Source organism: Mesorhizobium sp. M7A.F.Ca.US.014.04.1.1 (assembly GCF_003998745.1).
Lineage (GTDB): Bacteria > Pseudomonadota > Alphaproteobacteria > Rhizobiales > Rhizobiaceae > Mesorhizobium > Mesorhizobium ciceri.
This window is the reverse complement of record NZ_RZRW01001284.1, coordinates 1-694: the sequence shown is the minus strand read 5'-3', so window position 1 is coordinate 694 and position 694 is coordinate 1. Positions and strand designations below refer to the sequence as shown.

Here is a 694-nt window from a genome sequence, read left to right as displayed (position 1 = left end):
GCGCACTGGCGCGCGGCGCAGCGCCCCGGCTGGCGGCCAGGCCGAAGAGCCGGCTGCATCTCGCATTGAGTGAGATCGCCGGCAATGCGTTCGAACCTCGGGAGATCGAACCCTTCCTCCTGACTGAGCCGATCTCGCCGAAGGACTGCGCCCGTTTCAAATCCGGACCCAGGAAGCTTTGCGGCATCGGGCCGAACAGGCCCGCTGCCGCACCCGCCCTCGACTCAAGGGCGGTACATTGACGTACTGAAACGCAGGAAAGGAGAATGACGATGTTGAAGAATCTCGCTTCCGACAGCAGCAGGCCGGCGCTCGATGTCGTAAACATCCTTGCCGGCATCGCGCTGGCGCTCTCGCCTTGGCTCCTTGGCTATGCTGCCGATGCTGTTGCCGTCTGGCACGCCTTCATCGCGGGCGTAATCACCGTTCTGATCGCAGCGCGCGCGTTGGTGGCGTTCCACAAATATGAGGAATGGGCGAACCTTGTCGTCGGCCTGTGGATTGTGGCCGCACCTTGGGTGCTTGGCTTTGCCGGCCTGGCGGCAGCAATGTGGTCGCACGCCATCGCTGGCGCTGTGGTTGCTGCCCTGGCAGCAGCCAGCCTTTGGCTCGCGAATGACCGACCGCTCTCTGCAGCCTGATCATAGCCGCTGGCGGGGCCCACCATTTCGGGCCCCCTCTTTTTTTCTCCAGA

At 63.7% G+C, this 694-nt stretch carries 2 protein-coding genes; both read left to right on the top strand.

Annotation, left to right across the window (positions count from 1 at the left end; all coding sequences use genetic code 11):
- Positions 1 to 242, top strand: a 242-nt coding sequence (locus EOA22_RS38400; RefSeq protein ID WP_127390734.1) for an RNA polymerase rpb6, incomplete at its 5' end; no start/stop codon positions are given.
- A gap of 30 nt (positions 243 to 272) precedes the next feature.
- A complete protein-coding gene (locus tag EOA22_RS36090) occupies positions 273 to 641 on the top strand; it encodes an SPW repeat protein (RefSeq protein ID WP_063170899.1) in 369 nt (122 codons plus the stop codon).
- Positions 642 to 694 lie beyond the last annotated feature (53 nt).

What these genes read in the sequence shown, in the direction of transcription:
- EOA22_RS36090 (WP_063170899.1), top strand. Translation starts at nt 273, where the DNA reads ATGTTGAAGAATCTCGCTTCCGACAGCAGCAGGCCGGCGCTCGATGTC.